At 39.4% G+C, this 25,396-nt stretch carries 22 protein-coding genes; 7 read left to right on the top strand and 15 right to left on the bottom strand.

The window, feature by feature from the left end; genetic code table 11:
- Positions 1 to 362: 362 nt before the first annotated feature.
- The 3 genes from AC1DSL_RS10205 to AC1DSL_RS10195 form a co-directional block, all read right to left on the bottom strand.
- Positions 363 to 815, bottom strand: coding sequence for a TlpA family protein disulfide reductase (locus tag AC1DSL_RS10205; protein ID WP_342541868.1), 453 nt, complete (start codon positions 813 to 815; stop codon positions 363 to 365).
- Between the two features lie 125 nt (positions 816 to 940).
- Positions 941 to 1,483 (bottom strand): peroxiredoxin, encoded by a 543-nt coding sequence (locus tag AC1DSL_RS10200; protein ID WP_016427841.1) that lies wholly within the window; start codon positions 1,481 to 1,483, stop codon positions 941 to 943.
- Between the two features lie 565 nt (positions 1,484 to 2,048).
- Complete coding sequence (locus tag AC1DSL_RS10195) at positions 2,049 to 2,321, bottom strand: hypothetical protein (RefSeq protein WP_477532073.1); 273 nt, start codon at positions 2,319 to 2,321, stop codon at positions 2,049 to 2,051.
- A 69-nt stretch (positions 2,322 to 2,390) separates the two neighbouring features.
- Here AC1DSL_RS10195 and AC1DSL_RS10190 point away from each other — a divergent pair, with 69 nt between their 5' ends.
- The 7 genes from AC1DSL_RS10190 (at position 2,391) to AC1DSL_RS10160 (ending at position 9,683) form a co-directional block, all read left to right on the top strand.
- Positions 2,391 to 3,842 (top strand): magnesium transporter CorA family protein, encoded by a 1,452-nt coding sequence (locus tag AC1DSL_RS10190; RefSeq protein ID WP_477532072.1) that lies wholly within the window; start codon positions 2,391 to 2,393, stop codon positions 3,840 to 3,842.
- Between the two features lie 171 nt (positions 3,843 to 4,013).
- The gene (locus AC1DSL_RS10185) at positions 4,014 to 4,553 is read left to right on the top strand and encodes a helix-turn-helix domain-containing protein (RefSeq protein ID WP_477532071.1); all 540 of its coding nucleotides are present in this window, start codon (positions 4,014 to 4,016) and stop codon (positions 4,551 to 4,553) included.
- A gap of 15 nt (positions 4,554 to 4,568) precedes the next feature.
- Complete coding sequence (locus tag AC1DSL_RS10180) at positions 4,569 to 5,675, top strand: ABC transporter ATP-binding protein (protein WP_477532070.1); 1,107 nt, start codon at positions 4,569 to 4,571, stop codon at positions 5,673 to 5,675.
- Entirely contained in the window at positions 5,665 to 6,489 is an 825-nt protein-coding gene (locus tag AC1DSL_RS10175) for an ABC transporter permease (RefSeq protein WP_477532069.1), read from the top strand. Before AC1DSL_RS10180 ends, AC1DSL_RS10175 begins: the two co-directional genes overlap by 11 nt.
- On the top strand, positions 6,473 to 7,276 hold the full coding sequence (locus AC1DSL_RS10170) for an ABC transporter permease (RefSeq protein WP_016427847.1): 804 nt from the start codon (positions 6,473 to 6,475) through the stop codon (positions 7,274 to 7,276). Before AC1DSL_RS10175 ends, AC1DSL_RS10170 begins: the two co-directional genes overlap by 17 nt.
- On the top strand, positions 7,273 to 8,346 hold the full coding sequence (locus tag AC1DSL_RS10165; RefSeq protein WP_477532068.1) for an ABC transporter substrate-binding protein: 1,074 nt from the start codon (positions 7,273 to 7,275) through the stop codon (positions 8,344 to 8,346). Before AC1DSL_RS10170 ends, AC1DSL_RS10165 begins: the two co-directional genes overlap by 4 nt.
- A 155-nt stretch (positions 8,347 to 8,501) precedes the next feature.
- Complete coding sequence (locus AC1DSL_RS10160; protein ID WP_477532067.1) at positions 8,502 to 9,683, top strand: MFS transporter; 1,182 nt, start codon at positions 8,502 to 8,504, stop codon at positions 9,681 to 9,683.
- Positions 9,684 to 9,961: 278 nt separating this feature from the next.
- Here the strand turns inward: AC1DSL_RS10160 and AC1DSL_RS10155 are convergent, their stop codons facing one another.
- The 12 genes from AC1DSL_RS10155 to AC1DSL_RS10100 form a co-directional block, all read right to left on the bottom strand.
- On the bottom strand, positions 9,962 to 10,477 hold the full coding sequence (locus tag AC1DSL_RS10155; protein WP_477532066.1) for a GNAT family N-acetyltransferase: 516 nt from the start codon (positions 10,475 to 10,477) through the stop codon (positions 9,962 to 9,964).
- 21 nt (positions 10,478 to 10,498) lie between these two features.
- Positions 10,499 to 13,102, bottom strand: a complete 2,604-nt coding sequence (locus AC1DSL_RS10150; protein WP_477532065.1) for a VWA domain-containing protein — start codon at positions 13,100 to 13,102, stop codon at positions 10,499 to 10,501.
- Entirely contained in the window at positions 13,086 to 14,855 is a 1,770-nt protein-coding gene (locus tag AC1DSL_RS10145) for a vWA domain-containing protein (protein ID WP_477532064.1), read from the bottom strand. The genes AC1DSL_RS10150 and AC1DSL_RS10145 overlap by 17 nt, the downstream gene beginning before the upstream one ends.
- A gap of 12 nt (positions 14,856 to 14,867) precedes the next feature.
- On the bottom strand, positions 14,868 to 15,743 hold the full coding sequence (locus tag AC1DSL_RS10140; RefSeq protein WP_477532063.1) for a DUF58 domain-containing protein: 876 nt from the start codon (positions 15,741 to 15,743) through the stop codon (positions 14,868 to 14,870).
- A complete protein-coding gene (locus AC1DSL_RS10135) occupies positions 15,740 to 16,732 on the bottom strand; it encodes an AAA family ATPase (protein ID WP_477532062.1) in 993 nt (330 codons plus the stop codon). Before AC1DSL_RS10135 ends, AC1DSL_RS10140 begins: the two co-directional genes overlap by 4 nt.
- Before the next feature lie 12 nt (positions 16,733 to 16,744).
- A complete protein-coding gene (locus AC1DSL_RS10130; protein WP_477532061.1) occupies positions 16,745 to 18,190 on the bottom strand; it encodes a hypothetical protein in 1,446 nt (481 codons plus the stop codon).
- 13 nt (positions 18,191 to 18,203) lie between these two features.
- Complete coding sequence (locus tag AC1DSL_RS10125; protein ID WP_016427856.1) at positions 18,204 to 19,049, bottom strand: ABC transporter permease; 846 nt, start codon at positions 19,047 to 19,049, stop codon at positions 18,204 to 18,206.
- Positions 19,046 to 19,981: an ABC transporter ATP-binding protein gene (locus AC1DSL_RS10120; RefSeq protein WP_477532060.1), complete on the bottom strand. Its 936-nt coding sequence runs from the start codon at positions 19,979 to 19,981 to the stop codon at positions 19,046 to 19,048. Before AC1DSL_RS10120 ends, AC1DSL_RS10125 begins: the two co-directional genes overlap by 4 nt.
- Positions 19,978 to 22,389 (bottom strand): hypothetical protein, encoded by a 2,412-nt coding sequence (locus tag AC1DSL_RS10115; RefSeq protein ID WP_477532059.1) that lies wholly within the window; start codon positions 22,387 to 22,389, stop codon positions 19,978 to 19,980. Before AC1DSL_RS10115 ends, AC1DSL_RS10120 begins: the two co-directional genes overlap by 4 nt.
- A gap of 143 nt (positions 22,390 to 22,532) precedes the next feature.
- Positions 22,533 to 23,669, bottom strand: coding sequence for an N-acetyldiaminopimelate deacetylase (locus AC1DSL_RS10110; RefSeq protein WP_477532075.1), 1,137 nt, complete (start codon positions 23,667 to 23,669; stop codon positions 22,533 to 22,535).
- Positions 23,670 to 23,678: 9 nt separating this feature from the next.
- Positions 23,679 to 24,392, bottom strand: a complete 714-nt coding sequence (gene dapD / locus AC1DSL_RS10105) for a 2,3,4,5-tetrahydropyridine-2,6-dicarboxylate N-acetyltransferase (protein WP_477532058.1) — start codon at positions 24,390 to 24,392, stop codon at positions 23,679 to 23,681.
- 69 nt (positions 24,393 to 24,461) lie between these two features.
- The gene (locus AC1DSL_RS10100; RefSeq protein ID WP_477532074.1) at positions 24,462 to 25,385 is read right to left on the bottom strand and encodes a LysR family transcriptional regulator; all 924 of its coding nucleotides are present in this window, start codon (positions 25,383 to 25,385) and stop codon (positions 24,462 to 24,464) included.
- Between the last annotated feature and the right edge of the window lie 11 nt (positions 25,386 to 25,396).

Raw genomic sequence — 25,396 nt, 5'->3', positions numbered from 1 at the left:
ATGATTGGATAGGCAACTGTAATTAACAAGGTGACCAAGAGCATGAACAAGGACCAAAAGAATAAATGTTTATTTGGCAAGTAATACTCTTTCAATTTTTTGAAAATTCCCAAGTTGTTTCCCCCTAATTCAAAAGACATAGTATTTAATATATCGGATTCCGAAATAAATGACCACCCCCTTTTGACTGATATTTTATAAAACTTTAAATTTTCTTTTTTATTGTCCGGATTATTATTATCAAATCTTCGGAATAGGACATCCTTCCCAATAAAAAAAGTGCTCAACATAAAAGAATTACCAGGATCTTTACATCCCTGAATTCGATTATGCTGAGCACTTATTCATTCAATTAAAATGGATTATGAATTACGCATTTCATCTAACACGCGGTTGACACGTTTTTCAAGCATTTTCATTCCACTACCACCCGCTTGGAAATGACGCAGTTGACCAGCTTTATCAAATACGTAGTATGCAGGTACATATTGATTATCAAAAGCATCGGTTAATTTCATGTCACTATCGACAAAAATTGGTTGTGTGATATCGTGTTCTGCAGCATTCCTCTTGATATCTTCCAGGTCCATATCTTTCTCTGAACGTGGCATATGGACTGCTAGTACATTCAATTCATCTTTATATTGATCACGGAAAGCATTTACTTCTGGCATTGCCTCTTTACATAGTCCACAGCTTACAGACCAGAAATGAATAAGTGTTGGCTTGTCGCCAATCAATTGTTTTTTAGCAACTTTTCCATTGAGCCAAGCAGTTGCGCCTGTTAAGTCAGGCATTGGTGAACGTAATTTCATTGTATTTCCTCCTCAATGATACATGTAAAAATTCCCCACTGCGTATCGTATGCGTGGGGAATCGTGGGTGTCTAATTAATCTAGTGCATTGATAAAGGCAAAATTCATGAGCCCCATTCAATCAATTAAAGAGTTTTTTGTCCTGGACGCCAGTTTGCTGGGCAAAGACCACCAGTTTGAAGAGCTTGTAATACGCGAAGAGTTTCATCCACGTCGCGACCAATGTTATTGTGGAACACTGTTTGATATTGCATTTCACCTTCAGGGTTTACGATGAATAATCCACGAAGAGCAATACCTTCTTCTTCAATCAATACACCATATTCACGTGATACCACATGGTTAGTGTCTGCAGCCAATGGATATTTCAATTCGCCTAAGCCGTTGTCTTGACGAGCTGTGTTAATCCAAGCTAAATGAGTGTGGATAGTATCTGTAGAAACACCGATAATTTCAGCGTCTAAATCTTCAAATTCATCATAGCGGTCTGACATTGCTGTGATTTCAGTTGGACATACAAAAGTGAAATCCATTGGATAAAAGAACAAAACTGTCCATTTGTCTTGCTTCATGTTTTCTTCCAAGCTTACTTTACCGAAAGACTTATCTGCTAGCACTGCGTCCATTGTAAAATGGGGTGCTTGTTTACCTACCATACGTTCAGTCATGTGAAAACCTCCAAGAAATATTTATCTGCTAACGAATTGTATTCGTTATTAGCACAATTTAAAGGATAACAAAGTCCCTGCTGCAAATCAATTTATCGGCTTTCAACTAGCACTAGGAAAAATTTTTTTCGTCTAATTCGTGTCGAATGCTTAGTATGTTCACCTTGAGATAATCTATTCAAAGAAGAAAGTAGAAACATTTAATATCTTTATCTTAAATTAAGGATCTAAAATCATCCTGTTCTTTATCGTATATTTGTGCTTACCGCATGTTAAACATGAGCCGACAAGTATGAAATTTGTGATCTCATTCTTCACACTTAATAGGCTTGCCTGGCGAAAGTGCGCTCTCTTTGGAGCAACTAACCCATTTTCTACTATATTGTATTTACACAGTACGAGTGATGAGGCTTGCCAGTCCGTCCGCGGAAATAGAGCCGATTCTATTCTTTCTTTATAGCATATACGGTTGTTTATCCTATATTTGCGCTAGGTGCAAATGCACACTGCGTTTTTCATTCAAAGTATCAACAGGTTTAGTCAAAAAAAAAGACCATCCGCAACCTTATGTTAAAGGTCGTTTAGGTCGCAATTCACAATATTCACAAGTTGGATCTGTGCATGCTTCTTCTCTCCATGCATTACAAGATTCGCAGTAACAAGCATCATATTCATCATGATAGGACAACGGTTCAAAACAATCATTACAATAATCCACGATTTCATCATTGGCAATGACACGATTTTTCACCAATAGAAAGGTGCCTTCAATTTGTTTTTTTGATTTTTTATTTTGTCTTGCTTTAGGATCCAAAAATAACATCATGGTTCTTCCCATAAACGTCACTCCTTCCGTGTTTCATGTTAACATATATATATGAAAGAAAAAATAGTGGAGGTCTTGAAAATGGATTCAACTGCCAAAATACAGCCTCTAACTTTAAAGCAGGCTTACATGTCTTTTCTTTTTCCATTTTCATTCCATGAAAAAGAGCGGGAAAATCTTGCGGATCATTTACGAAAAAACCATTTCACCTTCTTTTCATTAAATCAAAAAGACTTACAGAGTGGGTTTTATGGTGAAGGTATCGAAGTAAAACATGAAGAACTGGATCAATATTTTTTACCGTTTCTTGAACGAAAAATATTTCCCAAACGCACTGATCAACAAGGATTTCTTCGATTCTCGAAGAAAGTCAATGAATCGTTCAATATGGATGTTCATGACACATCGTTTTCTTTTTTGGTGAACAGTATTGATGTCATGATTTGCCCTTTTGGTATAGGTCTCATAACCATTCGGACAGAGATGAATAAAGAACTAGAAGAATTATGTGAAGTGCTAGATTATATGAATCATTTTCGAGTGTTGGAACCGAAGCTCGATGAAGAAAAAGGGGCTACAATTCGAAAAGGTGATCGTGAATTCAACACGACAAATGAATTCGTATTTAGCTACCTGTGTCCTTCCCTTAAAGCCTACATCATTCATGACGATAAACGTGCAGGATACTTCGGAAGCCTTCCATTCTTTGAAGATGAACGAATGCTTTCTTCAGGTTTTTTCATTACGGACGGTGAAGATCCGATAAGTGGGGACCACTTATTTCGAATGGGTCAGTTGGATGGGAAAAATCCGGAAGGGCGTCCCTTCATGTCGAGTACAAATGCCGAATATATCGAGCGTTACGTACAAAATCATGTGCATGACCGTTGGGCACCCGATTCTTATACGGTTACTTCAGATCATGCCCAAATCACGGTTTCAAATAAATCACGAGAACAACTGGCGAGACCACTATCCCAATTCATGGGAACGCATCACTATAATTTACTACTCCATTATTTTTACAAAATCATGTTGTTGCGTATGTCATTTGAATATAGTGAGATACAGTGGGAACAGGACGGAGATTATGTGGAAGAGTTGATTGAACTGATATCAAAGTTCTCTTCTAGGTATTATTTCGGAGAAGTTTCTGCACGTACAGAAGGAAAAGAATTAACCAGGACATACCGTGATACGTTTCATTTGAATTCTTTATATGAAGAAGTTAAACAAACATTGCACGAGCTTTATCGTGCCCAAGAAAATCAATCAAATAAACGCCATAATATGTTGTTATTCATGCTTACCGTCTTTACAGTAGTTTCCGGTATTTACGGAATGAACTTGGTCATCGAAGATTGGAAAGGAAAAACAGATTGGTCTAAGGTCCCTGGCTACTCATTTTTCGAATGGATCTCACTCATTACCGCTTTGGCTGGTATTTCACTATCAGCAATCTTATTGGCTACAACAGGCGGAAAAGGTCTTTGGAAGAAATTCAGAAAATGGAAACGCGATCAATACAGATAACGCATTAATTCACTTCTCATCTTATGATGGGAAGTTTTTTTATAAATAGACTTGAAAAAATTGGTGGATTTTGTATAATAAAAGACGTTTATAGTAAACTTAAAGTATTGTGATAGTAAACTTACATAAACATTGGTTGCTATTAATCACACCTGCGAGGAGCATCTCTTTATGCAAATTGGAAACAAAATTAAGAGTTTGCGCATCAAGAAAAGGTTAACTCAGGAAGAATTAGGTGAACGTACCGATTTGAGTAAAGGCTACATTTCACAACTGGAGCGAAATTTGAATTCCCCATCAATTGAAACGCTTTTTACTTTACTGGAAGTGCTCGGATCTAAACCGAAAGATTTCTTTGATGATGAAAAAAATCAACGCGTTGTGTATTTGGAAGAAGACCAAACCGTTTATTGCGATGAAGACAAGAAGTATCAAATTCGGTGGCTTGTCCCTGAATCAAACGACAAAGAAATGGAACCGGTTCTCGTGAAATTTTTTGAAGAAGGGGAATATAAGCAATTCGAACCTTCTTTATCAGAAACTTTTATGTATGTCTTAACAGGCAATATTCGTCTCGTTCTTGGAACGCATGAATTTTACGCAAAAGAAGGACAGTCCCTATACTTTGAAGCTTCAGATCATCATCAATTATCCAATCACCACAACGGGGAATCAGAAATATTAATTGTTGTTACACATTCTTACTTATAAATCAGGAGGTCAATCATGACAGACACTACGATTATCCGCTTTGACAACGTCACAAAATCATACGACAGCGCGACACCTGTGTTAAACAATGTGAGCTTTGAGATTGAACGCGGAAAATTTTATACATTACTGGGTCCTTCCGGCTGTGGAAAAACGACGATATTGCGATTGATTGCCGGATTCATGGAACCGACCAGCGGCGAAATATATTTCAATGGCAAGAAAATCAACCATGTGCCCGCAAATGAACGACAAGTCAACACGGTTTTCCAAGACTATGCCCTCTTCCCTCACCTAAATGTATTTGAGAATGTGGCATTTGGATTACGTATCAAGAAGTTAAAAAAAGACGAGATTAATCGTCGAGTATTAGAAGCTCTTAAGTTTGTTAATTTAGTAGGATATGAGAACCGTGAAATTGTCGAAATGTCTGGTGGACAAAAACAACGTGTGGCAATCGCACGCGCTATTGTAAATGATCCGGAAGTTATCTTACTCGACGAACCATTGTCTGCACTTGATTTGAAGTTGAGAACGGAAATGCAATATGAACTTCGTGAATTGCAACAGCGACTCGGCAAGACCTTTATATTTGTTACACATGATCAGGAAGAAGCCTTGGCTATGTCAGATGAAATTTTTGTTATGAATGCAGGAGTCATTCAACAAAGCGGTACACCCATGGATATTTATGATGAACCTATCAACAGATTCGTGGCAGATTTCATTGGAGAATCCAATATCGTTCCAGGAGTGATGATTTCCGATTACCGTGTACAATTTGGCGGAAAAGAATTTGAATGTGCGGACAAAGGTTTGTCGTCGAACGAGAAAGTAGATATCGTCATCCGTCCGGAAGACTTGGAAATTACTACTGTTGATCGAGGAAAAATGACCGTTAAAGTAGACACACAATTATTCCGGGGAGTTCACTATGAATTATCTACCTTCGATAAAGAAGGCAACGAATGGCTCGTCCATTCGACTAAAAAGGCAGCAGTAGGGGAAGAAATCGGTTTGGATTTTGAACCGGAAGCGATTCATGTCATGCGTTTGAACGAAACAGAAGAAGAATTCGACAAGCGTCTAGAATCGTATGGAGAAGAGCACCATGCAAAATAACACAAATCGTTCCTATTATTTAGTTCCTTATATTGGCTGGATGCTGCTCTTTGTCATTGCACCAATTGTACTTGTTGTTTATTTTTCGTTGTTTGATTTACATGGGAATTTTTCATTCGTCAATTATCAGAATTTCTTTACTTCTGTATATTTGAAAATGACCTTAAGCTCGTTTTGGTATGCTTTTCTTATTACTGCTTTCACTTTAGTCATTGCATATCCCACTGCTTACTGGTTGACCAAAACAAAACATAAACAATTATGGTTACTGCTTATCATTATTCCTTCATGGATTAATCTGTTGTTAAAAACATATGCCTTTATTGGTATTTTTGGTGTAATTGGCCCTATAAATCAACTGTTCGACACATTGGGTATTGGCACAAAACAAATTCTCTATACTGATTTCAGTTTCATTTTCGTTTCAGTCTATATTTTTATTCCATTCATGATTTTACCGATTTTTAACTCTCTCGATAAAATGAATCATTCGCTGATAGATGCCGCCCGCGACCTAGGCTCATCTACATGGACAACATTTACGAAAGTGATTTTCCCATTAACAATCAATGGTGTGAAATCTGGAATTCAAGCTGTATTTATTCCTTCCCTATCGTTATTTATGATTACCAGACTGATAGCTGGTAACAAGGTCATTACGCTTGGCACAGCGATCGAACAACAATTTTTAGTGACTCAAAATTGGGGAATGGGTTCGACCATTGCCGTATTCTTGATTTTATTTATGGTTATCATCATGATTTTAACTGGTCAAAAAGATAAGGGGGCGCTTTCAAATGGACAGATCAAGTAAATTATCAAAAGTTTATTTAGCACTTGTTTTTGTCATTCTGTATACGCCTATCTTTTACTTGATCTTTTACTCATTTAATAGTGGTGGTACCATGTCAAGTTTTAAATCATTTACCTTTGAACACTATAAGGCAGTTTTTGCCGATACACGACTCATCATGATTCTGATTAATACGGTTATTGTTGCATTATTATCTGCACTCCTTTCCACTGCAATTGGGGTAATCGGTGCTATCGGTATAATATTTTTAAAAAACCGTAAATCCCGTAATGCACTGTTGTCCCTTAACAATGTGCTAGTTGTCAGCCCTGATGTAATCATAGGGGCATCATTCTTGATCTTATTTACAATGGTCGGAGTGAAATTGGGCTTTGCTTCGGTATTGATATCACATATCGCGTTTAGTGTCCCAATTGTGGTCATTATGGTCTTGCCAAAATTACAGGAAATGAGCAGTACTTTAATTGATGCAGCACTCGATCTAGGCGCTTCAAAACGTGATGTATTGAGCCGTGTAATCATTCCATATATTAAACCCGGGATATTTGCGGGATTCTTTTTGGCCCTGACATATTCACTGGATGATTTTGCCGTGACCTTCTTTGTAACGGGGAATGGTTTTTCCACCCTGTCCGTTGAAATATATTCCATGGCACGTGCAGGGATCACATTAACGATTAATGCATTATCGGGTCTTTTGTTTATCGTTACACTATTATTGGTACTAGGTTATTACTTCGTGACGAATCGCACAAAAAACCCGCTTAGAACGGGGGTTTCTAAATGAAAGATATCATTCGTGCAGTTATAGCGATACTCATCATTTGCACAGTTTTATTTTATATCAATAACCAACTGAACAAATCAACAGGAAGAGCTGGAAGCGATACAATCAGCGTTTACAACTGGGGAGAATATATTGACCCTGAACTCATCAAACGATTTGAAAAAGAAACAGGTATCACAGTTGTTTATGAAACATTTGATTCGAACGAAGCGATGATGACAAAAATCGAACAAGGTGGTACTTCGTATGATGTGGCCATGCCTTCCGAATATACGATTGAAAAAATGAAAGAAAACGATTTATTAATTCCGATAGATCATAGTAAAATACCTAATTTATCAAACATAGACCCTTACTTCCTTGACTTACCTTTTGATCCTGGCAATGAATATTCCATTCCTTATTTTTGGGGAACAGTTGGAATCGCCTTCAATCCAAAACTGCTGGATGGTCAAACATTCGAAAGTTGGGAAGATCTGTGGGATCCATCTTTAAAGCAGGAAGTCATTTTAGTTGACGGTGCACGTGAAGTAATGGGTATGGGTTTGAATTCTTTGGGATATTCACTCAATACAAAAGATGAGCATCAACTTCAAGAAGCTACGGATAAATTAAAAACCCTATCTCCCAATATTAAAGCCATTCTTGGTGATGAAATTGTGGAAACGATGCGACGCAGTGAAGCAGCTGTCGCTCTGGTGTGGTCAGGACAGGCTGCTGACATTATGTATGTCAATGAAGATATTGACTATGCTGTTCCTAAAGAAGGATCAAACTTATGGTTTGATAATATGGTTATTCCGAAAACGTCAGCAAACGTAGAAGGTGCTCATAAATTTATCAATTTCATGCTTGATCCAGAAGTAGCTGCGCAAAATGCAGATTATGTAGGATACTCGACACCTAATGAAAATGCCATTCCACTGATGGATCCTGAAGTAACTGGGGATGAGCGTTTTTATCCAACTAAAGAGATGCGGGAGCGTTTGGAAGTCTATAAAAACCTGGGATTGGAAACTCTCGGTAGGTACAATGAGTTGTTCTTGGAATTTAAGATGGATGCCCAGTAATCATTAAATCAACTCCCTTTTATAGAGATAAAACTTCAACTTGCGGATACGAAACCTGCTCATACACTGGGCAGGTTTTTGTAATGGATTTTTATTAATTATGTGTTAAAATTTTAGATACTCGAAACAGTTTGAGCAAGAAAGTAGGATGTATAATGGCGGGTAAATCAAATCGCTTTGCACTTTTTGTGCTGATGTTTAATATGTTCATTGCCATGTCAGGAATTGGCTTAATTATTCCAATAATGCCAGATTACTTGGAAACCTTTGGTGTGGCTGGTCAGGCACTTGGATTTTTGATCGCCATGTTTGCCTTTTCTCAATTTTTATTTTCTCCTTTAGCCGGAGACTTATCAGATAAATATGGTCGTAAGTATTTAATTATTATTGGACTTGTCATTTTCGGTTTGTCTCAACTGATGTTCGGATTAGCGTCAGATTTATGGATTTTGTATTTGGCAAGGTTCTTTAGCGGTGTCGGTTCGGCGTTTATCGTTCCGCCAATGATGGCATTCGTCGCGGATATTACGACTGAAGAAGAGCGTGGAAAAGGAATGGGATTGCTTGGTGCTTCGATGTCCCTTGGCTTTATGATTGGGCCAGCAATCGGTGGCTTATTGGCAGAAGTAAGCCTTCGTTTTCCTTTTTATGTGGCAACGAGCGCAGCATTAGTGGCAGCAGTCATATCAATGTTTGTGTTACCAAAGTCAGCACCAGTTGTTCAAACTGGTAAGCCAACTAAAAGAGAGAACTTATTCAAACAAATGAAACATTCAACGACCACACCGTATTTTGTCATGTTAATCGTAATGTTTGTATTTTCATTTGGTCTAGCAAATTTTCAGTCAACGATTGCTTTATATGTGGATAAAAAATATGCATTTACCCCAGGTGAAATTGCCGTATTAATTACAGCAGGCGGCTTTGTAGGTGTTATTGTTCAGACATTTGTCATCAATAAACTATTCGTGAAGTATGGCGAATTGAAAGTGATTCTAGTGAATCTACTTGTGTCTGCTCTTGCTATGATTTCCGTGCTATTTGTTGATGGTTTCTGGCCGATTTTGATTGTGTCGAGTGTATTCTTTACAGCCGCTTCATTGTTGAGACCTGCATTGAATACACTGATTTCGAAACAGGCTGGAACTGAACAAGGTTTTGCAGCAGGTATGAATAATGCTTATATGAGCTTAGGAAATATGGTCGGTCCGGCCTTGGCTGGAATTTTGTTCGACATCAACATGGACTTCCCTTATATGGCTGGCACGCTTATATTGATTGTTTGCTTCTTCATCGCTTCTCTTACCCAGCGAAAATCGGCAGTTGTCATTCAATAAATTGGTTCTGTTTAACGATATTGTTAATCAGTAAGGGAATCAGCTATAAATTCTACTCCCGTATCGCTGCGCTAGCTTCGTCGCAAAGACTTGTGCCAAACTATTTTTCTCCCTAATCTTTCCTACGGAAAAATGGATCGCCAAGACCCCGCAGCGAGGAGGCTTGGTAGTTTGTTCGCGGAAAGGGAGCAGATTCCCTCTTTTAATAGAACAGTGTCAGAATAATAAATAAGAAAAAGGTTGTTCCAGGAAGGCTTACCTTCCGAGAACAACCTTTTTCATTTATCATCTTGTAAAATTTGATATTCGAAGTAGGGTTCTTCTTGATTAGTGTCATCAAACCACTTCATTTCGATAAACTGAAATCCTGCTTTTTCGAGAATTTTAGTGGAACTGACATTGTGAGGATCAGCAGAGGCAAAAATCGTTTCCACGCCATCTGTTTGCTTCGCAATTTCGATGCATGCTACTGCTGCTTCTGTCGCATACCCCTTCCCCCAGCTCTCTTTAGAAAGATGATAAATCAATTCAACTTTTTCCAAGCCGCTCGCTACATTGAAACCAGCTGCTCCAATTACTTCACTGGTCTCTTTCTCGACCAGCGCATAAACAGAGAGCCCTTTTTTTTCATGGCATGCTTGATAGGACATTAGAACTTTCCCTAACATTTCATGTGGTGTAGGCGCCCCACAATGCACCATCACTTCGGCATTCCCCCAAAAATTCTTTGCCGCCTCTTCATCTTCAACCGAAAAAACCTTTAATTCCAATCGATCACTTTCATGGACGATCATTTTGTACTCCCCACTTTACCTTTAACGTTTCTTTTTCCCTTTCAGTAGTTGAGCAACATTCGTATCATTAGCTCGTGTAACGTTTTCAACTGTCGATTTTTTCAGATGAGAAGTCACTCCAGAAATCATACGCCAACCAAATCTTCTTAATGTGATATCAATGAAAAATAATAACATGGCGATTAGGATTAACCACTTTTGAATACTTTTACTTTCTGAGCTCTCAAATTGTATATCCCGCATCGCCTGTTCAGGACTGGTAATCACTTTTCCTCCTGTACGCTTGGCGACTTCCTCCATCAGCCCTTTATTAGGCGGCTGAATTTTGTATTCTTCACTGTAAGGAATTGAAATACCCGTCTGATACATGCTGTTTTGTTCATTTGATATTCTAAGGAAAATCAGCCCTGGATCCGCATCGAATGAAACACGGCTTTTACCAGGTGAAATCGGTTCAGACAGACTTTCGATTTCTTCACCCGCTTCGTTCACCGCTACAATATCCAGAAAGGACGATTGACCGGATGGATCCGTAACCGAATAGGAACCATCTTGGGATTTTCGGATATCGAATGGAACTTCGCTATAAGATGGTAGCAATCTTGATACCGCAGTGTTCCAGAAATTCCCCCACTCGCTGAAGCGTGCAAAGTCCCCACTCCATGCACCGGTTGAATCGGATGTGTACGCAATTGTTCTACCTAATCCATACATCCATTCCGCAATAACAGGATCTTCTTTCGTACTCTCAGCGACAACGGTCGCAGTTTGTTTCGCAGTCGTTGCAATATATGCATTTAGTTGTGGAACTCCATCCGAAAATAAACTAGTCCAGGCCGCATCGCCTCGGATAATCGGATAAAAGGGATTGTCTTCAATATATGTCCTTGAAATCATCACGGTTTCCCGTGATAAAATGGCCGGAATCGTACTTTCATCACTGACATCATAGAAACGACCTGTGCCGAATTGTGCCAATTCTTCTAGCAACGTTCGGTCTGCATCTTGCCCAATGGCTATTGTTGATAAAGTAATGTTTTTATCCCCAAGACCTTCTGTAATCAGTTCTTCAAAGTCATTTTGAGTAGCAGATTGTCCATCCGTCAACAAAATGATATGTTTGCGCTGCAATTTCAAATCGGATAGTCGTTCATAAGCCAGTTCGAGACCTGGGTAAATCTCGGTACCCCCGCCTACAGAAACGGACAAGATTTTTTCAAGTGCTTCTTTTTTATCAGTCAGGGTTTTCGCTTCAATGATTTCCCACGGACGATCATCAAAAGCAATAAAGCCTAGTGTGTCGTCATCCCGCAATAATTCAACTGATCGTGCTGCTGCTTCTTTTGCCAGTTCAAATTTATTGCCAGACATACTACCCGAGCGGTCCATGACAATAATCAGTCCGAGGGAAGGCAATTGTTGCTTACCTTTCACTTCCATTTCAACGGGAAGCAATTTTTCTATCGGTGTTTTAAAATAGCCTCCCAGTCCATAACTATTATCTCCTCCGACCATCATAAAGCCGACACCGAAATTTTTTACCGCTTGTTCAATTACGGTCATTTTGGCTTCGCCTACTTGATAACCTGGAACATTGTCAAAAATAATAGCATCATACGCTAAATAATTCGACAAGTCGAATGGCAAGTCTGAAGCTTGAATTGCATCAACTTTTACCACTTGGTCATCGATATAGGATGGTATGGGGGAAGTCAATTTATCACTACTCACTACCAGTAAATGCGGAGCGCTTTCAACCATCGTTACACTTGTTAACTGATTATTTTCAAGTAAAGCATCACCTGTGACATTTAATTGAACCTGATATTTCAACAATCCTTCTCCAACTGATGCATGGCGGAGTGTGAAAGTATTAGAACCAGGCTCGATCTGGACAGATTGTTTTGATAGAAACTGGTCATTTTGAGAAAGAATCAGTTCACCTTTTACGGCTTTCGTTGATTCCACTTGAACAAGCAGTTGTTGCTGTTCTCCTTCAAACGCTACAGGAGGTGTTTCAAAACTAGTGATGGCAACATCTTCCGATTCAGGACGATTTAATATATACGTATCTATTTCCACATTACCGCCTGTCATCCTCGATAGTTGATCGGATACAGATCCTTCATTTTCCAGTCCATCGGATAACAAAACGATGCGCGTCGCTTTTTGTTGATCCGCAAGATTGGTTGCAAGTTGTATACTTTCAGAAATATTGGTTTTGCTATCATTTTCAGAACCGATAAATTCTGGTACATCTTCTGTTAATAGAGATAAAGGTACCTGGGTTTGAAATTTACCGTCAAACGAATAGAGACCGACCACTTGATGATCTTTCTTTTCAGCAAGAGCTTTTACGAGAAACTCTGTGTACTGCTTATCAGTCCCTTTGGTCGAGGCCGACCGGTCCACTACAAACAGTAGTTGCTCTTCTTTAATCGGTAATAGTAAAGAAGGCATTGCCAATGCAAAAATCAGCAAACTTACTGCTACTACTCGGATGACAAAAATAAACTTATGCTCCCGAGTCATTCGGTTTTTAGTTTTCCACCATGCAAACGCAAAATAGACAGCTGGCAATAGGAATAACAAAAGCCAGGCAGGCGATTCAATTCGTAATCCCACGACGTCGTTGCACCTCCCATTCAATCATTAGCAATAATACAATGAGAAGTAGGAACCACGGAACTAATGAAGTCTTGACAGTCTCCTGTATGCCTTCTTGTGAAGCCGAGCCGATTGCAAAAGAAGTTCCTTTTTCAAGGTGTTTCTCTTGTTGTTCAAGTGCGACGGCAAAGTGCTTTTCAATATTTCCTGATGTCAAAACATAAAGTCCTGGTCGACTTGGCGCAGAAAATTGCCCGCCATTTTGTATTGTTTTGATATACTCATTGGATTTTGAAAAAACTTCCCATTCATTCTTCTCTTCATCCGACACCAACGACAGTGATTTTCGTTCATTTGGTGAAAAAGTTCCGATTTCATTATCGTTCGTTGCCATTTGTTCCCGTGCACTCCATAAGAACAATGGGAATGATGGATGTAGTGGCCAATCAGTCATCTGTATGTCTGCTAATATGATTAAATCTCCCCTGTCCGATCGTTGGATGAACGGCTGCTCTTCTACTCGGGCGATTGTCTCATATTCAGGAAACGGAGGATACAAGCTGCTGACGAATATATCCGACATATCCGCATAGGCAAACACATCATCTCGCTCCGTCGCAATCGTGCCATTTACTTCTTTGGCATTTTCATCATTCCGTCCTATTAACAGGACAGGTGATTCAGAAATAGAGAGTTGGGACGTTTGATTGGTCACCACAACTGCTTCCCCAGGCAAGTCACTTAATTGTTCAGTGGGAACAGAACTTACCGGAATATCCATGGCTTGAAAGGCTGCTGAAACGAGTTCATGGAGATTCCCATCCACGTAAGTTTGAGCCGATTGTTCCTGCAATAAAACGGATGATTCGTTATCTATTGTGTAATCATCGTCTACTCGCAGATTAGCTGTAAACCCTTCTGCATCAGGTAATTCTTTGAATGATAGAGACAGTGTGTCTTTTGCCGGAATTACAACTGCCTTTTTGAGTAAAACCTCTCTATTTTCCAGTGAGCTGATTTCCAATGTTCCCTTCTTATCATCTTCAGTCTCATTTTCTAGCTGGATTAAAGCTGCAACACCTTTATCGGAAGCGGTTGCACCAAAACGTAAGATGGAGACGTTCTCCAAATTCTCTGGTGCTCCTTTTACAAACCACGTAAGGGTTTCGTTCTCCAAGGGGAGTTCGTTTCTTTCAACGTGATCCGTGAACAAGTATATTGCTGTTTCTTTTCCATTCAGAAGTGATTTTGTGAAATCCAGCATTTTAGGTAAGTTCTCTTGTTCATATTGCACTTCCAATTGATCAATCGTCGATTTGATCACATTTTCATTCGTTTCGTCACGCAATAAAATAGTCGGCTCTTCACCCGTCGTGATCAACGTTAAAGGTTTACCTGCCAATTGTTCAGATAGCGCATTCATTTCTTTTTTATGTTGTTCAAAGACCGTCTCCCCATTTGCTGTTGCAAGCATGGTGGCGGAAGTATCCACCACCCAAATAATGTGTTCCCCCGCAATCGCCTGTGATTTGAGATATGGCTGAAGTAATGCGAACATAAGTAATAACAGGGCGAGCATTTGCAAGTAAAATAAGGCATTACGTTGCAAATATTGAAGATACGGAGAAACTTTTGATTCTTTCATGACGGTTTCCCAGAACATTGTGGAAGAAATCTTTTTTTCTATATATTTTTTTCGGAAGAAATAATAGAGAAGTACAGTGATCGGGATGATCGCCGTCCATAAAAATACTAGTTGTCCAAAGCCCATAGACGGCTCACCTCAATTTATCCAGTTTGACCGAATCATTTGATGGAAAAGAATATGACTGATATCGTCCTTTGTCTCCACTTTTAAAGTGTGAATACCAAATCGGCGACACAGAATATCAAGTTCCTGAAAATGCTGATGTCTTTTCTTTTCATAATCTTCCACTATTCTCGAAGAAACGGACACATTCAATCGTTCCTCTGATTCGCGATCGACCAATTGTAAGTCCCCTGAGAATTGTGGCGATACTTCATCACTCGATTGTACGAGAATCAACCGTATATCCTGAGAAAATCTTGGCATCGAACGTAAGCATCTTTCCCAGTCAGCAATTGGTTCGAGTCCATCCGTGATGATAAATAATACCGTGCAATCTTTAGCACTGTATTGCGCGGACTGATGAGTGAAAGAGGTGTTCATTGCAGGTTCGGAAAGATTGGTTATGTATGATGTAAAAGCCTTTCTGTACACTGCACCCTTTCGTCTGAAAGGGGCTAGCTTCTCTTCAGTAGGCGTCGCAAACGATAACCGATCGTCTCTCCCCAATACAAGTTGTCCAAGTGAAATGGTCAGTTGTTTAGCCAGAAGCCACTTTTTTTCTTCTTGCATCGACTTTGTACTATCCAACAAAATATGCACACGCATTTCTTGCTCATCCAAAAACCGTTTGATGAAATATTTGTCTGTCCTTGCAAAGACATTCCAATCAATTTGCCTTACATCGTCACCCGGGTGATATTCCCTGAAGTCTGAAAAGTCGAGTGAAGAACCAAAACGCATCGAGCGATGAGACCCTTTATGCTGACCACGCAATTTAGACTTCGTTGAAATTTGTAAGCGTCCAATTTTAGAGGACCAGTCCTCTGGTAAAATGGAATCTTTTTTCATGAAGTTTGTCCTTGTTTGATGGATTGAAGTAAATCACTGAGAATGGAATCGGCTGTTTTCCCTTCCGCTTCTCCTTCGTAATTTAAAAGCATGCGATGTCGAAGGACGGGTATTGCAACTGATTTAATATCAGCAATCGACACGTGGTAGCGTCCAGCAACGAGCGCCCGGGCTTTAGCCAATCGAATCAAACTTTGAAGGCCACGTGGTCCACTTCCATATTGAACATATTGTTTAACCTCATCTGTTGCCTCTTCATTTGGGTGTGTTGCAGAAGTCAAATCAATTGCGTATGCAAGCATATCGTCAGCGATCAACACTTCTCTGACCATATGTTGAGCAATCATTAATTCTTCGGCATTCATCACTTTTTGAAGTTGTATATTCTTCGCACCTGTTGTTCTTATAACAATCTCTTTTAATTCTTCTTTTGAAGGATACGGAATTACTATTTTGCATAAAAATCGGTCCATTTGAGCTTCTGGCAGTGGATAGGTCCCTTCCATTTCAATTGGATTTTGTGTGGCCAGGACAAAAAACGGTTTAGCCATTTGTTTCGTATCGCCAAGTACTGTGACTGTTTTTTCACCCATCGCTTCAAGCAAAGCACTCTGTGTTTTCGGTGTAGCGCGGTTTATTTCATCTGCTAAAACGAGTTGGCTAAAAATAGGTCCTTGTTTAAATGAAAATGTTTGCTTGCCATCTTCCGATCGTTCGATTATGCTCGTTCCGGTAATATCTGAAGGCATCAAATCAGGAGTAAACTGGATTCTTGAGAATGATAAATCCAATACTTCAGAAATGGTTCTTATCAACATCGTTTTTCCGAGACCTGGCAAACCCTCCAGGAGGGCATGCCCATCTGCCAAGACCGAGTAAAGAGTAAAATCGACAGCCTCTTGCTGGCCAACGATATATTGACCGATTTCCTGTTTTACTTCGTTTAAACGCTGACTCATTTCTTCATAGTTTGTAGGTGTAAATGACATGGGAAACCTCCATTATTCGCTTGTTTCTAGTGATGAAAAGTAATCCTGTACAATTCGTTGTAAATCTGGTGGTAATTGAAGCCTTTCGGAACTCTTTAAGTACGAATTTCTGTATGAACCAACTACCGCATCATAAGGTTTGACTGTTCCTTTCTTTACTGGAACAGCACTATCTTGTTCTTCTGCTGAAGAACCTTCTCCAATTTTCCCACTATCGACAGTTGACTGGCTCGAACCACCTATTCTTGACGGAACCGACAATAAATTTCGACTTCCCGATCCGGATCCACCTTTCAAACCACCTTGACCCGAACCTTGCCCAGTCCCTTGACCTTGTCCTTGTCCTTGCCCCTGACCTTGTCCTTGGCCTTGGCCTTGTCCTTGGCCTTGGCCTTGTCCTTGGCCTTGGCCTTGTCCTTGTCCTTGTCCTTGTCCTTGGCCTTGGCCTTGTCCTTGTCCCTGACCTTGATTTGAACTTTGACCAGGTGAGCCTTGAGTACCCGATGAAGTTTGACCCTGTCCTGTTCCTTGGGTACCTGTCTGGCCGTTACTTGAATTGGAATTTGATGGATTTGTTTGCCCTGAAGCAGTTTGAACAGGAGTTCCACTCGGTTTCCCTAATTTACTTAAAGCTGTTTGTGTCTTACCTGCCTGTTCAGCAAGATTTTTTGTGGCTTTTTTCAGTGCAGCCAATTCCTCTTTTTCGGCAGACGTCAGTCCATCTTTCGGATCCTCACTAAATTTGGCAGCCTGTTGTTTGTCAGTAAGTTGTTGCTCACGTAACTGAAGTTCTTTTTGTTTTTTAATTAACTCACGCAACGCTTCTTCCGATGTTTCTGTTTTCTTTAAATCATTTTCTAATTTCTGAAGTTCTTTTTTAAGAGATTCAGGTGTTTTTTTCTTTATTGTTTTAGCTACTTCTTTCTTGATTTGTTTCACTAACTCTTTTTCAAGCTCAACGTCTTTCGCTTGAAGCTGTGTTGCAGATGGAAAGGCAATGAGGAAGAGCAATACCATTGACGCAATCCCAATGCCAATCAATGGCTTCATACGCCATAAATCCTTTTTTCTCAGCTTKAATAAATCAAAAGCTGTTTTTGTCATATTTGCTGTTTTTTCACGAAGAGATTGCAGTAACCCGGATTCATTCTCATTGGAATGTAATGCGGTTATCAGTAAATTCTCCGAAAAATATTGATCAAACTGAAGGAGTGAGGACGAATAAGTTGGCTTTCTATAAACGCCCCAAGCCAACGCAATAGCAAAGCAAATACCTCCAGCCGCCATAGCCCACGATACGTAATAAGGAAATACAAATAACCGAGAAGCTAGAAACACAACCGCGACAACAAAGAGACCAAAACATAATGCAGTTTGTGTAACTCGAAATAAATGTTCGCTAATCAATCTTCTATGAACTTTTTTTACAAAGGCTAATAGTTGATCCCGGTTATTCATGGTGTGCATCTCCTCATTTTTGTTTCTTCATATTGACACGTAATTTCTTGATTGAGACGGTAATCGCAAGTGCAGCTAACAAGACATAAAAAATGGTGTATCCTGCCCAAACCGGGAAATCAACTTTCGTCGCTTCATTGACAAAGTCTTCCGTCATGGGATTTAACAAAGAGAAAATTAATATTCCTGGATTGATGCTCGCCCAGAAGTGAGCAAAAGGTGATGGACTTGGAGTAGCTCCCGAACCCAACATGTTTACTTGTATAGTAATCATGAAGAAAAAGGCTGTAACTCCTGCCAGGAAAATCATCGTCCCATATGTTGCAATCATGGAGACAATTGTCTTTTTGGTGATGGTTGAAAACATAACACCAATGCTCCCTACAGTTATCATGGTTAAAAAGAAGAAAAGGAAAATCAAACCTAATTGCCCCGGTGATATGCCACCGAATAAGAACACCAAACTATAAATTGGCAGTCCTGCAATAAGCATCAACACCAAAAATGCGATGGATGAAGATAATTTACCTAGAATGATTTGTAGGGAACTTTGTGATGTGGTCAACAAAATATTAAGCGTTTGTTTTTCACGTTCCGTACTGATGGTTCCTGCCGTTAAGCCAGGTGTAATAAACAAGATTAACCCTAACTGGATGAACGTTAGTAAGCCAAACAGGAAGAAACTCTCTTCTGGTCTGAAAAAGCCGGTACCAGTAAAAGCTGTCGTCAAAAAGATGAAACCAAATACAAAAATACTCATGGCAATCAAATAAAACAAAATACCGGTGAAACTTTTCAGCGATCGGAAGCGGAGCTTCACTTCTTTAACGAGAACCGGATTATTCACATTGAGTCTCATACTGTCTCCACTCCTTTCGTTATTTCCATAAAGACATCCTCTAAATCTGTTTCTTGCTCAGCAAATGACAAAATAGACAAATTCTCTTCTATTGCATGCTTCAGTAAGCGCATCTGATCATCTTCTGACCCGCGATATTTAAACGTAATTGTGTGTTCCTCAGGCAGTTGTTCAATTCCTGTAACAAATGGATCTTCTTCAAAGAACTTTGCTGCACGATCAGGTAACCCTTTAAGTTTTACCGTAATGAGACGTTCTCCTTTTAATTGAGCCTGAATATCGGAGACGGAGCCATGAGCAATCAGTTTGCCTCCATCAATCACGCCGATTTCATCACACATTTCAGCAAGCTCAGGCAAGATATGTGAAGAAATAAGGATAGTCTTCCCCATTCCTTTCAGTTGCCTTAAAATATCGCGCATTTCAACACGCGCCCTTGGATCCAATCCAGAGGCAGGTTCATCCAAAATCAATACTTTCGGATCATGAATCAATGCCCGTGCCAGACATAAACGTTGCTTCATTCCCCGTGAAAGCAAATCAACGTATTCATATCGTTTATGTGACAAATTCACAAGTTCCAATAACTGAGGAATAAGCTGTGCTCTCTCAGTTTCAGGAATGCCGTAACTTGCTCCATAAAAATCAAGATACTCGTCTGCTTTTAATTGGTCATATACACCGAAAAAGTCTGGCATATAACCAATCTGCTTTCGAACTTCATGCGGTTCAGTTTTAACACTCTTCCCATTAATAAATGCATCCCCGGCAGTCGGTTGCAGAAGAGTAGCTAATATAGAAAAGGTGGTGGATTTCCCTGCCCCATTGGCTCCAACAAATCCAAATACAGTACCTTCACTTAAAGTTAAATTTAAGTCGTTCAATGCGTAAAATGAGCCGTATTTTTTGGTAAGCCCTTTAATTTCAATCATTTTTGGACCTCCCCTTTTAAGCGTAATTCTGGCAAACGAGTATAATCGTCACCGTTTGAAGCTTGTTTATTCACTTTGAACTTAATTTTCCCATCAGCTGAAATATATTGTTCTATATTTTCTTTGATAGAAAATCGTCCGCTTGTAACTTCTTCAAATGTCTTTGTAGCAACATTATAAATTTCCACTGAAATCGAAGAAGTGTCAGTATTTGCTAATTGAAGTTCTTTCCATTTTACGTCTTTCACCGGTACGTTACTTGGAATCGTCCATTCATATGAATACGAACCATTTGACATAAACCATTCGAACTTACTTTCACTCATTTGATTATAATAACCGGACGTTTCTTCTGTGTTCACAGTAATATCGAAAGATGAAGACGGTAAAGTAAATTCACCAGAAAAGATGGTTTTTGGTGAGAATGTCTGGTAAATCATATTGATTGCTGACATTTCTGCACGCGCATCCTTCAAGGATACAGGTACGATTGCATCTTCTGTATGTGCAACAATTGCAGGTTGTGTTTTTTGTTCACCTGTCATTTGCGACATGCGAATCAAACTATTTTTACGTTCTTTAGGTAGGTCAGCCGCTTTCATTGCTGAACTAAATCCCATGTATTGTTGTGAACCGTTGCTCATAGCAATTGGTACCAATAATGCCGATCCTATTGGTTCATTCACCTCAACGGACTCATTTGATTCTAAATCTCCGAGGTTAATCATTTTTGATCCTGACCAAATGGCAACATCCTTCAGAGCAAATGGGAATTCATTTTTCACAGTTCCCCGAACATTTCCACCCTCAACCGTCAAATCAATAGCATATTGACCCACTTCTTGTATATTGGATTCTCCAAGGACGGATGAAACGGACCAATACCCAACATCTCGTACGGTCAATTGATCCTTATCTGCCTGTTCATTTAAAATCGACATTGCTTGCACATTGCCGGAGTTATCTGCGAATGGATTCATTCGTTTTGAAGCAACCATGGTCGTTCCGTTTTCAGCCTCAAAATTGAAGTTTCCACTGCGATTGGAAAGCAGGGACTCGACGTAATATCCAGAGAGACTGCCATCGGCTTGAACTTCATAAAAACTTGATTGTTGAATTTGAGGACGCACAAGGCGATCTTTAGCACCGTAAGCAAAAATGGCTAAAGAAGCCAAAATGGAGATTGCCGGGATAATCCACCATGCGTGTTCCCGCTTATCTTTTCTTTTTAATAGGAAATATAATAATGGTCCGACCAGAATAATGTAAATGATGACAATGGTAATCATTAATGGCGTAGATACTTGGAATGAAGGAAACAGTTCGTTCATCTGTCCCACTTCGTTTGTCATTTGTTCTTTTATATTTTGACCACCATAATTTTGATAAATTTGATTAACATTGGCTTTTTTGATTAGCTCTGTCAATAGGAATGAGTAATTGGCTTGTTTAGAAAGAGGTTCATCACCAAGTGAAAAAGCTGTTTGAATGATTGCACCTTTTCCTATGGAATTTATAGCAGCGATTGGTTCGTTATCAGACTTCATAACGACACGAGATCCCTCATTTGCTTTTGCTCCAAAAATTGCTATGTCTTCTGTAAACTCCTTATTATTGGCGAATACAGTTAATTTTTCTGCTTTTAGTGTTTTTCGTTCATCGGTCAAAGTTAGTGGCAGCTTTTCAGATAATAAACCAAGTTCAGCACTTGTATTATCTGATGCCCCAACAAGAACAACCCCTCCAGTTTGAACCCAGTCAAGAATCGCTTGTTGCTGTTCCTGTTCCAAATCTCCCAATACGTACTCATCAATCACTAAATAATTGGCAAGGTCATACGCAGCATTGTCCGTCGGGAATTGGAAATCTTTCATCTGTCCTAAGTGGATAATTTGTGAGCCTCCCATACCCACCATTTTCACAGTGGATAAGGCACGCAAACGGTCTGCGCTCTCAGTTAACGTAAGGAAGAAAGTTGTATCTTGACCAAAAGAATTGGGGCGGATACTTTTATTCCCTTTATATGAAATTTCCTTTCCATTCTCCCAGTCATCTTCGTAAAAATAAAACATTTGATAGTCAGAGTTATAGGCCATATCTTCTGATAATCCTGGTAAAGCCAGATTTAGTGTTTTGGTTTCACCTTTACCAATCGTAAATGGGATAGCTTTTGCTGAACCTATTCCGTAGGATTCGGAATAATCAATCACCAAATCACCTGAAAATTCGTCTCCTGAATTAACTACGGTGACAGTCAGAGGCAATCCTTCTCCATATTTGATTTTATTTTKAAAGCCTGCAGTAGCTTTTACTTCCAGTTGTGGTGCTGCGTATGCTTCTGTAATCGGCATAAGACTAAGCAAAAATAATATGCTTAATGCAAAACACCACCGAATAGTTTGCTTCATTTTCTTTCCCCCTTATCTCTATATTGATTAGTACGAATTGTCTATCTATAAGTTCCTTAAAAAACTAGAAAAATACATTTTTATCAACAAATGACCATAAAATGGTTATCCTAACGATTTGAGACTTAAAAAAATCATGATAACTAATCGTTATCATGATTCGAAAGCGAACGTATATAAGATTCTGTAAATGGAACGAGATAATCCACTACTTTTTCATCAGGATTCAACTTGGCATTGTGCAGACCATACGATGAATCAACGCCAGCCCAAAATAGGAAGCCAGGAATTTCTTGAAGGAAATAGCCGAAGTCTTCCCCAGTCATGGCTGGGTCACAATGGACTGCATTTGTTGTATCATCATGATTGGCAAATGATAAAAAGTTTTGGGTAATTTCTTCTGAATTAAATACTTGATAGTAAGATGAGCCATAATCAATATGCACTTTACAATCAAAAGCAATTTCAGTCGATTTACACAGTGCTTCAATTCGTTCTTTAACTGTTTGCATCGTTACTGCATCCATCGTACGGATTGTACCTTCTAAACGGGCATGACCCGAAATGATGTTTTGAACAGCACCGGAAGTCATTTTCCCAATTGTCACCACAGCAGATTCCAACGGATTGATTGCACGACTGACAATCGTCTGCAGTTGGAGCAATAGACTGGCTGCGGCAATCGTCATGTCTTTCGTGCGATGTGGATACGCCGCATGTCCTTCGACACCATATAAATCAATGAATAACTCTGATGTATTCGCAAACAGTAGACCTGGACGAGTCGCAATCGTGCCGACAGGATACTCCGGGGCAATATGAAAAGCTAAGATCACATCAGGTAGAAATTCTGGATGTTTCTCTTTTAACCATTCCCGCATTGGCAGTGCTCCACCAGGACCTTCTTCTGCTGGTTGGAACAGGAATACAATATTATCATTTATGGGCGTTTGATTAAGCTGTCTTAACAGCCCAAGTGCGACTGTCATATGGATATCATGACCACATGCATGCATATAACCCGTATGAGTTGATTGATAGGAAAACCCCGTTTGTTCATTGATAGGGAGTCCATCAATATCAGTTCTCCAACCTATTGTCTTTTTGGGATCAATCCCTTTAACATGGACAACAATCCCTGTTTTCCACTTCACGACAGTTAACCGTTCTTGATTCAGCAATTGAATTTCCTCTAATAAATAGGCTTGTGTTTTAAATTCTTGAAAACCGATTTCAGGAATTTGATGTAAATCACGTCGTATTTGTTGAAGAGTTTTCATCATCGCTTCCTACAATTGACGAAGTTCGTGCATGATTTCTGTTTTTGATTTTGTTTTATCATCGATTTCTTTGATTACTTTCGCTGGCGTTCCCGCAACGACTGTATATGGAGGAACATCTTTTGTAACAATGGCTCCTGCTGCAACAACTGCACCTTTTCCAATTTTCACGCCTTCTAATACAACTGCGTTTGCTCCAACAAGTACATCGTCTTCCACAATTACTGGCATTGCTGAAGGTGGCTCAATGACGCCCGCTAACACAGCTCCTGCCCCAATGTGACAGTTTTTGCCGACAGTTGCACGTCCCCCAAGAATGGCACCCATATCAATCATAGAGCCATCACCAATTACAGCTCCAATATTAATAACTGCCCCCATCATAATGATACAGTTATTGCCGATATCCACTTGATCGCGAATAAACGCTCCAGGTTCAATACGGGAATTGATCCCTTTTAGATCCACTAATGGAATTGCTGAATTACGTCGATCATTTTCAACGACAATATCTGAAATTTGTTCTTTATGCAAAGTCAAGGCAGCTTCAATTTCAGACCATTCTCCGAAAAGTACAAGTGAATTGCCTTCGCCAAATATTTTTGTGTTTTCTCCGAAAGAAAGATTCTGTAAGTTCTCACCATTTACATAAACCTTTACCGGCGTTGATTTTTTAGCGTGTTGAATATAAGAAATAATTTCATATGCATCCATCTGTTTCATTCTTGTTGAACTCCTTTCAATCTTAAATATGGACTAATTGTACAGGAAATCTGAAAAGATTACATCTATTTAATTTGAATAATCATGCAATATTTTTGCATGTTCTTCCACAACATTCACAAATGCTTCTACTTGTCTCAATTCAAAAGCTGATTCATAACCAATTAACCAAGTATCACGAGTCAATTCAAATTCTTCTGCTTGATTCGTTAAGGCAATTTTATTTACTTTTTCCAATCCACTTAAAGTAATTGATGGCAGGATGGCATAGCCAATTCCATTCAATGCCATTTGTTTACACGTTTCTATCTGATCCACCGTAATCTGGCGCCTAGGACTCGAAGAGAAATGGCGTTGCCACCACGCCTGAATTTCTTGATAGTAATTGGAATCACTTTTGAACTGAATAAAAGGTCTGTCGGTTGACAAAACATCTTCTACTTCCTTTAGCTCTTGATCAACCAGATACAAAGTGTCCCGGAAAAGATGGATTTTCGTACCTTTCCATTCCGTATGTCCTCTGACGATGCCGATGTGAGCCTCTCCATCGTAAAGAGATTTTACGATTTCAGAACTCCATCCTGTGATAAGGGATATTTTTGCTTCAGGATATTTCGTGACAAAATCTTTCAAGACTGTCGGCAACCAGTTCTGTCCGACAATTGAAGCACAAGCAATTTTTAAAGTGCCGTGTACTTTTGATGTCATCGATTGTATGAGTTCAAATGTTTCTTCTTGTTTGGCAATCGTATCAATAGCAAATTGGATGACAATCTCGCCAGCTGGTGTCGCAGTCAAGCCTTTTTGGGAACGAAGAAAAAGTTGAGCCCCCCACTCYTTTTCAATGGATTGAAGGCGTTGGGATAATGCTGGTTGAGATAGGAAAAGTCGTTCCGCAGCTTTTCTCATATTGCGTTCTTCGGCCAGAATTTTGATGATTTGTGATTCATTTGTCGTCACGCGCTTCTCTCCTTTATTCAAAACTGCTTTCATCAAATAGATAT

This window comes from Paenisporosarcina sp. P4_D4 (genome assembly GCF_056401835.1).
Note: the sequence above shows the minus strand (reverse complement) of the source record. Positions and strands in the feature narration are given on the sequence as shown.